8 protein-coding genes and 1 pseudogene are annotated in these 9,292 nt (G+C 54.9%); 1 reads left to right on the top strand and 8 read right to left on the bottom strand.

The window, feature by feature from the left end; translation table 11 throughout:
• Positions 1 to 367: 367 nt before the first annotated feature.
• A complete protein-coding gene (locus EXE41_RS17895; protein ID WP_137691706.1) occupies positions 368 to 649 on the top strand; it encodes a hypothetical protein in 282 nt (93 codons plus the stop codon).
• Between the two features lie 338 nt (positions 650 to 987).
• Here the strand turns inward: EXE41_RS17895 and EXE41_RS17900 are convergent, their stop codons facing one another.
• The 8 genes and pseudogenes from EXE41_RS17900 to EXE41_RS17935 form a co-directional block, all read right to left on the bottom strand.
• Complete coding sequence (locus tag EXE41_RS17900) at positions 988 to 2,280, bottom strand: Cdc6/Cdc18 family protein (RefSeq protein WP_158294440.1); 1,293 nt, start codon at positions 2,278 to 2,280, stop codon at positions 988 to 990.
• A gap of 846 nt (positions 2,281 to 3,126) precedes the next feature.
• A pseudogene (locus EXE41_RS17905) lies at positions 3,127 to 4,446 on the bottom strand (methyl-accepting chemotaxis protein).
• A 672-nt stretch (positions 4,447 to 5,118) separates the two neighbouring features.
• Positions 5,119 to 5,487: a helix-turn-helix domain-containing protein gene (locus EXE41_RS17910; protein ID WP_137691708.1), complete on the bottom strand. Its 369-nt coding sequence runs from the start codon at positions 5,485 to 5,487 to the stop codon at positions 5,119 to 5,121.
• Between the two features lie 244 nt (positions 5,488 to 5,731).
• Positions 5,732 to 6,781, bottom strand: coding sequence for a hypothetical protein (locus tag EXE41_RS19430; RefSeq protein WP_199240903.1), 1,050 nt, complete (start codon positions 6,779 to 6,781; stop codon positions 5,732 to 5,734).
• Positions 6,778 to 7,470 (bottom strand): hypothetical protein, encoded by a 693-nt coding sequence (locus EXE41_RS17920; RefSeq protein WP_137691709.1) that lies wholly within the window; start codon positions 7,468 to 7,470, stop codon positions 6,778 to 6,780. Before EXE41_RS17920 ends, EXE41_RS19430 begins: the two co-directional genes overlap by 4 nt.
• Positions 7,467 to 7,853, bottom strand: a complete 387-nt coding sequence (locus EXE41_RS17925; protein ID WP_199240904.1) for a hypothetical protein — start codon at positions 7,851 to 7,853, stop codon at positions 7,467 to 7,469. Before EXE41_RS17925 ends, EXE41_RS17920 begins: the two co-directional genes overlap by 4 nt.
• Before the next feature lie 478 nt (positions 7,854 to 8,331).
• Positions 8,332 to 8,625, bottom strand: coding sequence for a hypothetical protein (locus EXE41_RS17930; protein ID WP_137691710.1), 294 nt, complete (start codon positions 8,623 to 8,625; stop codon positions 8,332 to 8,334).
• A gap of 137 nt (positions 8,626 to 8,762) precedes the next feature.
• Positions 8,763 to 9,176, bottom strand: coding sequence for a hypothetical protein (locus EXE41_RS17935; RefSeq protein WP_137691711.1), 414 nt, complete (start codon positions 9,174 to 9,176; stop codon positions 8,763 to 8,765).
• Positions 9,177 to 9,292: the final 116 nt, after the last annotated feature.

A 9,292-nucleotide genomic window follows, 5' to 3' on the forward strand; every position in this document is an offset into this window, starting at 1 on the left:
TCACCACCGCCGCTGTTGGAGCGGCTGATCGAAGACGCACAGAAGATCCACCAGCAACGACCGATCTTACAAGAGACGCTCGCTACCGCTACTCAACCAAGGTGTGAGGCTTAGCTAAAGACGAATGCTCTGTGATCTATTCGTCTTTAGTTAATACTCAATGGCCGTGCTTTCCGCTCGAACGCGGCCTAATCACACCGGCTACGGGGAGAAAAAACGCCGTTTGTGATGATTGGTTATCGATTGTTCTCAATGGTGCTGGTGTCTCATCCGTGAGTTCTCCTATATTTAATACCAACAAGCATAATCTGAGAGGGTATATTACTATCAGGCTTAACTGAAGACGAATGGTGTAGTGAGCCGACGCATGATCCGAGATGAGGAGTCCTTGTCGTACACAGACTGGACTTCCTCATTCCTTCCGAAAGATGCCTTGATAAGCCGCCGCTATCACGCGGTTTCTCGCTTAACTAAAGACGGATGGGCTGACAACTGGTCTGATACAGCAAGCTATCTCTACTTTTTTGTCGTCTACACAGTTGAAGACTCCATTGAGCGCGAAGTAGGCAAATTGGTCACAACAGCCCGTACAGTTGATGATGTGATCGACGAGTGGACGCTTCGAAATCACGACTCAATGGGTGAATAGCGGGCACGAGACATCTCCTGGCGCGTGCTACTCCGCCGACTGGGTGTCTCCTAGGAGCGATTCGAGACAGCTGATATTATCGATCTGACTACCTAGACGTAGAATCACATATGTTGGCTGGTTAATTTTGAGCGAGAAAACTCTAATTCTCTAGCTTCGGCGGTTGCCGAGAAGCGAGCCGGTCACATCGCGATCTACCAATAGAGCCGGGTATTAATGAGCTCAGTTCTCGACACCAGTCCACCCAAATATAGTATTATATTTTATATATGTTTGTATATATATCATCCAAAAATTACAGTGATTTCTCGAACCCTGCGCGGTTGAGTCTCAGAATCTCACTGGAGGATGTCTTCCGGGGAGGAGACACTTTCCAAATCTTGGAGCCGTGGGTCTTCTGCCAGTGTCGCCGCCAGCACGATCGCGGGGCGATGGTTCAGCTCGTGATCCTTTTTGATTCCACGTCTGTCGCCGCGGCCCTTTCGTTCGCTCATTGTTACGCCGAGGAATTCCAATTCATCGAGGAGGTCAGAGACACGCTGGTACCCGAGGACGTTCGACTCGACGTCTTTCGCGACAGTCTGGTAGCGGTCATAAACTTGCGACGTTGAGACGGTGTCACCTCTTCCGTTAAGCCGCTTCGTCAGCGTATACAAGACGAGTTTCGCCTGGTCTGGGAGTGTGCTGATGCTTTTCGAGAGGAGATCCGCTTCAACGAGGTCTCTTGCCTCGGTGACGTGGTCTTCTGTGACGGTCTCGTCCATATTTCGCCGCGCCATCATCCCAGCCTTGTTCAGCAACTCGATCGCCTTTCGGGCGTCGCCGTGTTCGTCGGCTGCGAGCTCTGCTGCTCTTCCGATCGTGTTGTCACCGAGGACGCCTTCCTCGAAGGCATCGCGACGATTCTCGAGGATATCCTCCAGCTGGTCAGCGTTGTACGCCGAGAACACGAATTCAGACCCGCCCATCGAGCTTTTGACGCGCTGGTTGACATTGTTTCGGAACTGTGTCGTCTTGTTGCTGATGAGCACGATAGAGATGTAGGTCTCTATCTCGTCGTTTTCACGGGCGCGCGAGAGAGCATGGAGCAGGTTGTTGAAGTCTTCAAGCAGATCGATCTCGTCGAGGATGATAACGAGCCCGTCGTAGTAGTCGTCGACAATATCCCAGAGTTCCTCGGTGTATGTTTTCCAGCCTACGCCACGCTTCGGTGGAGGAGAGATGCTAGGTTGGGCTTTGATCCCGTATTTTTCGTCTAGCTCGTCGAAAACCGAGAAATACAGTGTTCGTGAAGCGCGGGTGATCGTGTTGTTCGCGTTGCAGTCGACGTAGACGTTGGTCGCGTGGACGCCGTTTTCTTCGGCGCGTTCGGCGATTTTAGAGGAGACGTGCCGTGAGACGAGGCTCTTCCCGGTGCCCGTCTTCCCGTAGATTTGGATATTGTCTGGCACGTCGTTATAGATGATATCCTCGAGGCTGAGTGCGACGTTCGTGATCTCCTCTTGCCGCCCGACGATTCGGCCTTCGTCGGGGACAGTACCGACCGAGACGAGGGACTTGTTTTGGAAGATTCGTGGTGAGTTCCCGATCACCTGGTCGACCGAGAACCCGCTTTCGCCTGTGTCGCCCATGGTTCGGGCTTGTGCGCGGGGATGATAAATCTGCTGCCCCTGATTTGGAGTGAGTTTGTCGAGTGTATGGGTTTCTGCTCGGGTTTTGCCGTGGATGAGAATTTGGTCTACACCCCCAGTTTTGAGTGAGAAGTGTCTCATCCCACCCCCAGTTTTGAGTGAGAAGTGTCTCATCCCACCCCCAGTTTTGAGTGAGAAGTGTCTCACCCCACCCCCAGTTTTGAGTGAGTCCCTTGGAGATCTGGTACAGGGGACCCCTGGTTTGGAGTGAGATTATCAAGAAATTGACACAGGGGGGGGGACCCCCGGTTTGGAGTGAGTGTGTCAAGAGGATTGGTGGCGCAATGGAACCGAGAAATTCCAGACGAAGCAGTCTGTGGCGTGGGTTCGATTTGGGGTTACCTTCCGCTTCCTGCCTTGTCTAGGTTGTCTCAAACTGCTTTTTCCACGGAGAGACAGACTAAAAGGATCTAGAATCTAACCACCGGTTCGTCTCGAGATATTCTACACTACTACTACTATACTATAATATATAAGTAATGGTAAAGGCAATAAACAAACAACAAAAGTAGAGAATAAGCTGCTGTAATTGTCTATTAGACCTAACAAGAAGTTAGCGTTATAGCTTCTTTATATACATCGTGCTTTGACTCGCCAGTCTCTCGGGCTTCTGACCGTGGTTAGGTCGTCCCTTGTCTTCTGGGGAACTCACTCCAAACTAGGGGTCCCCGTGTGTGGACTCTGAAGAGACGACTGCGGGAGATGGCTTGAACTATCGATATTCTGGGGATTTGGAGCGGAAACCTGGGGTGGGGTGTACTCGTCCGTCTGTAGAGTGGGAGCTTCTCAAACAGACGTGCTCATTGCCTCTGCGAGCTCCCGGTCAATCTGTTCGACCTGCCGGGTCAGTCGGGAGACTATCTCTGTCTGGCTCTCGTTTTCGTCCGCGATCTCTGCGATTTCCTCGCTCACGACGGTGGCCCGCTCGGAGACGTCGTCGACGGCACTCGACATCTCTTCGGCCACGCTCGCCTGTTCGTCTGTCGCAGCGGCAATCTCGCTGATCCCACTCTCGGTCTGCTCAACTGCGGTGAGAATTTGCTTCTGGTTCTCGAGGACGCCCTGGATGTCGTCTCTCGCAGACTGGATCTCGTCGTTGGCTGCGTCGACTTCGGCGGTGGTTTTGGAAGCCTTCTCCTTGATCCTCGCGACGATATCTTCGATTTCGTCAGCTTGCTCCTGCGAGCGATTCGCGAGGTTCTTCACCTCGTCGGCGACGACCGCGAAGCCGTCGCTGTCGCTCCGTGCCGCCTCGATGTTGGCGTTCAACGCGAGCATATTCGTCTGCTCGGCGATGTCGTTGATTACACCGACGAGTTCCTCGACTTCTTCGATCTCGTCTTTGAGGTCCGCGACGTCGTCGGCGACAGTAGCTGACTTCTCGGCTGTGTCATCCACTTGGTCGATGACTTCGCTCGCGGTGTCGACGGACTCTTCGGCGAGTGCTCTCGATTCGGCGCTCTGGTTGCTCACTTCCTCGGCGCTGGAAGCGATCTCCTCGACGGTGGCGCTGAATCCGGAGACGTCGCCTTGGGTACGTTCGAGTTCGGTTGCTTGCTCGTCGACGAGCTGGGTTATCTCGTTCGAGCGGTTCGCGACCTCGGTTGTCGACTCGCCCAGCCGTTCCATCGAGGTCTCGACGTTGTCCGAGAGCTCTTCCTGGAGGTCAGTGAGCGTCTCCCGCTGTTCGACGACGGTGGTGACATCGAAGAGCAACTCGACAGCCCCAACGACCTCGCCAGTGGGTGTCTAGATCGGGGTCCCGATCGCGCGGGCGTGTGCTTTCGTGCCGTCTGGCCGTTCTGGGGATCGGAACTTCTCTTCGCGGATGGGTGTTCCCGTGCGGACGACCTCTTCCGCGAGGGTCTCATCTTCACCCTCGGTGCCGAAGACATCGTATGCGTTCATCCCGACAGCTTCGCTTGCGGGGAGGCCGAGGAGGTCGGCTGTTGCTGTATTCCACTGGGTGATGTCGCCGGCGTCGTCGACGACAAACGCCGCTTCAGGGAGCGTTTCGATGAACTGCTCGAAGGTGTGCCGCCAGAAGCCGTCGTTTGGTTCTGTAGTCTGGTCTTGGAGGTGATCGTTGTGTGTCGCAGCGGCCATATCGGCCGGAATCAACTCGGGTTAATTTGGGTTTCGCCCACGTTATTGGGTATGATAAGATGCCGTTGTTCACGGGAGAGGCTGTGGGGACCTTACCAAGTCGTTTGGACACCTTCGTTAGAATGTCTTGGTAAGGGCGTGGGTATTCTTCTCGGTAAGCCGAAACGAATCACACACACACCCCCTTTGCGATATGTTCGGGATGTTTTGGCCGGGTAGGGAATGCCGGTAACTGGAACAACCACAAGCGAAAACGGCGTGGAGAGACGCTAGCACGAGAGAAAACGAGAGTAAAGCTGCCGGTATTGTCTGCCGGGTAGGTGCCTTCCTCGATCACTCGTCGACACCTATGTTAATTGCGGTGCGGTCCTGTTCAGGCGCTTTCTTATTAAGCGTTTCCCTATGAAAAGCTTAATCAGAAAACGGCCGTCTCAGACAATCAAACGTGCTATATCCACGTTTTCACCGTTTTCACGGTGTCTTCTCACCGACCCACCCCCACCCCTGAACATCCGGAACATATCGCAAAGGGGGTGTGTGTGTAAGACCCCCCGTTTTGACCTCATATCAGCATCGTGTAATATCTCTCTGAGCAAGAACCCCGACTCCTATAATGAGAACTTCTGCTCACACTATTACTATTTCTTGACTCCCCTCACCAGATATCTCTATTCACCCATCTGGATCGATGCTTGGAACTTCTTGTTCCCAGCCCTCTTCGGCGTAGCTGTCATCGTTGGGTGTCGCCTCAAACAGGCGGACAGCCGAATCAAGCGACTCAAGCCGATATTTTAGCTCATCGACTTGACGTGGCTCAATATGGTACACATCGTCTACTCGCTTGACGAGGCCGGTTTCAAAGAGTCGAGCCATCACGTTTGACGCAGTTGTCTTGTCGAGGGCTGTTCGAGCTGCGATTTCACGTGGCGTGAATCCGTACTCGTAGTGTGTAACAAGGAAGCTAAGGGCCTTGTACTCGTTTGATTCTGGCTTAACCGGAAACGGCTTATCAGCCGTGAGTTCGTCGACGGGAACTGGCATCCTTGTTACGACTTCTCGGAAGATGATATTACAGTTTTCGCAGAGCCGTTGTTCCACACGAAATGAGAAGCGTAGTGTGTCACTACTCTCTGTACGTCAGTAGAAGTCGGAATCAGCTAGAGTTCCTGATCTGGTGTGAATGCCGGTGAAACCAACAATTGAGATCCTCGCAAAGAAGAAAAAACTCTGAGAACAGAGGTCCAAATCCGGCTGTTTAGCTACTTAACACAATATCTCACTAGGGTCAATGACCAGCAGCAGGATGGGTATCATCGTCATCTTGGTCGCTTTCGATCGGCTCGTAGTCGGCGTCTTTACCGACCGGGGTGAAGCCTGGGACGTAGCTGAAGCGTTTCCCTGGCTCCCCACGAAACATTAGTGGGAACGAACCGCGATCCTCTCGAGCCCGATACTGCGGCCCCCACTCATTAAGTTTCGTGGTCGGCTTGGCCACATGCGGGGCAGGTAGTTCTGCACGCTCTAAGTCCTTGAGCGTGAGTACCCGTATTTCGAGTTCCCGTGCTAGTTTTTCGGCTCGTGGAGTGAGCTCGGTTGTGTGACAGAGTACTGGCATCGCACGGCAGGCAAACGCCACTGTACAGAGCCGAAAGAGTATTGATGGTGTGATTGGGTCCGTCGTCCAGTCTTTACACTGGGCGACGATCCAATCGCTGGGTTCCTGCTGTTTCGTTCGTCGGCGAGCGACAACATCCACCTCGAGGCTGAAGATGTGCTGTCGTCTTGCCGCCCCGTATCCCCAGCGGTTGAGTGCCCGATCGAGTTGATACTCGAGCCATCGCCCATCACTGTCACCACGACCCCCAACGTGTGGGTCGATTTCGCCAATAGTGATATCCGCTTGAGCGGCCAGGACTGGGCTTTCTGTCGGCACCGTGGGAATGATGTCGCGTAGCGCTGTAGCGTACTCAAGCGCTGTTGTGAACTTCTCAGCGGGTGCCTCGTCGCAGTTGGCGTCTGCCAACGCAGCCTGTAGTGAGCGGATCAGCCAACATAACTGTTCTTCCACGCGAGTGAGTGTAGTCGCGTAATCGTTGGCAGAATCGAGTGTATTGTCGCCGGTCGGGTCATCGTCACAATCTGGGTCAGGAAGAATCCGTTCGGCCTCTTTGATGGGCTGGTTGGTTAGATGCAGGAGGCGGCGGGCGAACATCCGCTGGTCAGTTGTGAGCGTGTGGTCGCCTTCGATCGTTTCACGGAGTGATGTGAGTGTCTCCGTAAGCGAACACAGACGATTTGCGTACCCGTCTGGGAGGTGGGATTCGTTTGCGCTCATCGGGTGAGTGGGCTGGGGGTGAAGTGGTGGCGTGTCAATGTGGTCTCTGAGAGCGCCTTGATGCTCGGCTGGCCCTGTTGCTGGAGGTGGTGGTAGAGTTCCGCTTCGTCAGTGACGGTGACCCACTGAGGGCTGCCGGCTTCTCGGTACCGCAATTCGTCGTCGACGGCCCCAAGCACACCTTGTTCAGTTGTCGCCGTCGCATCGAAGACGAGGACGTCTGGATCCGGATGAGTCCACGTACCGCGAATCCAGTTAAGCTGTGTCTCGATCGTCGGCGGGTCGATGGGATCCGGATATCGTGGTTCCGCTGGTGCGCTGATCGCGACGTCGGTGACACTGTCGCGACCACAGATACGCCAGCGTTCACCTGTCCACTCGAGTTCACGGCGGGTCCAACTGTCACCGTCGCTGTCTGGGCCGAGGGTAAGTCGTCGTGGTGGAGTATGAGGTGGGTCCCACTGGAGGACACATGACCCACCGTCAGGGAGTGTACCGTCATCTGTTCGACGCTGGTGTTCGAACAGCGCAGTATCGATTTGCGACCGTGCTCGCCGGAGTGTGACGAGGGGGTCTGCGGACGGTGTGGCTGCTGTTCCGTCGGCGGTATCGACCGCCTCGAACAGGCGATGGAAGCGGGCGTCGATGTCTCGAAGTGTCGCGAGGGCACGGGCTTGTGTCTCAGTCATGCGCTTTCCTCGCAGTCTGGTTTGTAGCAGGCTGTCTGGAGCCGGCGGATGTATTCGGCGAGTGGTTCAGTTGCGTCTGTCGCGGTTACGGTCTTAGATCGGTCATCGTAGTCGACTACACCGACTTCATCGAGGGTCTCGAGATGCTGTTGGGTCAGCGCGATATAGACCGACGTACGTTCGTCGCTGCCGACCTTGCTGGGATCAATCGCGTTTTCGATGGCCGCGATTTCGACCGCAAGTTCGTTAGTGGGGACTGCTTTGGAAGCGCGTGACAGTGACAATACGACGCGGCGTCGGCGACTATTTCCAATCGCATCGAACGCGACATCGGGTTCCATTGGGACCGCGAGTGACGTCGTCTCGTCGGGCGTGTCCGTCATTCAGCTCGCCTCCGTAGATGAGATTGTCCGTCGATGTGGTTGGCGTCTCTTCGACAAGCTGTAATTAGTGAGGGGTTCATGCGGGGTGTCCTGTCGCCACGGCTGGGACTCTCTGGTCGGCTTGGGAGGTTGATTACCTATGGTTTGGACGTGGGCGCTGCTGGGCGCTTTGTCACGCTGGTGTGCGAGTTGTACGAGGGTGTCTGTCACTAGGTCAGTTTTGAGAGTAGGACTCTGAGAGACAGAGTTATGACTTCTGACCCTGGTGTTTTGGATTGCTGTCATTGGGTTGGCAGCACGATTCCTCCGGCGTCCTAGCGCCGGGGGAGTTCCCTCGGATCGTGCTATTCCGCTAGACGAGCGAGTGTGACTTTTGTATTCGTGTCACAAATCTCGTCCACTGTATTTGCGTCTTTGAGTGGTTGTATCGGTCGAATCTGTCTGTAGTCTTAAACTCCTGTTAAATCACACTCCACTCTCACCGGTAGCTAAAAATACACTTCTCATAGACGATGAATATACAATCAACGACATCTACGGTAGCAAGAACTGAGATCAACTCTCTTTGCCACCAGTTCGTTGATATTGGTGGTGATGCTGTTGCGTCGTCGCTCCCACAGTCGTGGTGTCCCGCCGCCGTCGTCTCCCCCACCTCCACTCTCGAACTATCCCCGTAACACTCGATGTCGTCGACACACCACCCCACTCCCCAGTCTCGCATCGCGACGGTAACCCGTAGGTGCTGTTGTCGCCGCCTGCCGCCGCTGCTCATCATTGGGTCTCGCGTCGTAACAGGTGTCCCCTAGGGTCACTGTCGCCGCTGGTCCGGTCTTGTTTCTAGTTCGTTCGTCGGTCGGCTTCGATGCTGGTCGCTGTTCGGATCGTGCTGTCTCACCCATCCTCCGCCAATCAGTTGTCCCCTCTCGTCGCCTCCTCAACTGTTTCCCGTTCATCGCGGACTTGATCCCTGACAGTTTCCTCTTCGTCCGACCGATCTGGATAGCTCCCTGCGCTCTGAAAGTACGGTAGTGGGCTGTCGGCTAACTCCACACCAGAGACGCCGGCAGGCATCGGCCGTTCGCTGATAGTTTCGAATCGATCTTCGACTGTGTTTGCGACGGTAGTGCTTGTGCCGAGGTTCTCAAGAACATGATCGAGTTTCGCGTCCAGTTGTTCGAAGCGGTACCGCATCTCGCGTGCTTGGACCCCTTCCCGGAGGAGCAGTTCGATCACTCTGCTCTTCGGGATGTCATGGTGGTTTGCCATCGCTTCGAGAATGCTGTTCAGATCCTCATCTACCATCGCTCCAATTCGTTCTCCCATATGGTGTCACTCCCTCTCCGGGTAGTAAGTGATTTTCGTCAGCCGCCTCGGCTATCCCCCAATCAAGTCAGTATCTGCCGACCCCGGCTACTCCCCGCCCCGCGCCGCCATCTGGC

Source organism: Halorubrum sp. SD690R, assembly GCF_005435035.1.
GTDB classification, from domain to species: Archaea; Halobacteriota; Halobacteria; order Halobacteriales; family Haloferacaceae; genus Halorubrum; species Halorubrum ezzemoulense.

Excerpts from the sequence above, each read along its gene's own strand:
- EXE41_RS17925 (WP_199240904.1), bottom strand. The coding sequence starts at position 7,853 with ATGACGGACACGCCCGACGAGACGACGTCACTCGCGGTCCCAATGGAA.
- EXE41_RS17900 (WP_158294440.1), bottom strand. The coding sequence starts at position 2,280 with ATGGGCGACACAGGCGAAAGCGGGTTCTCGGTCGACCAGGTGATCGGG.
- EXE41_RS17935 (WP_137691711.1), bottom strand. The coding sequence starts at position 9,176 with ATGGGAGAACGAATTGGAGCGATGGTAGATGAGGATCTGAACAGCATT.
- EXE41_RS17930 (WP_137691710.1), bottom strand. The coding sequence starts at position 8,625 with ATGAGCAGCGGCGGCAGGCGGCGACAACAGCACCTACGGGTTACCGTC.
- EXE41_RS17920 (WP_137691709.1), bottom strand. The coding sequence starts at position 7,470 with ATGACTGAGACACAAGCCCGTGCCCTCGCGACACTTCGAGACATCGAC.
- EXE41_RS17910 (WP_137691708.1), bottom strand. The coding sequence starts at position 5,487 with ATGCCAGTTCCCGTCGACGAACTCACGGCTGATAAGCCGTTTCCGGTT.
- EXE41_RS19430 (WP_199240903.1), bottom strand. The coding sequence starts at position 6,781 with ATGAGCGCAAACGAATCCCACCTCCCAGACGGGTACGCAAATCGTCTG.
- EXE41_RS17895 (WP_137691706.1), top strand. The coding sequence starts at position 368 with ATGATCCGAGATGAGGAGTCCTTGTCGTACACAGACTGGACTTCCTCA.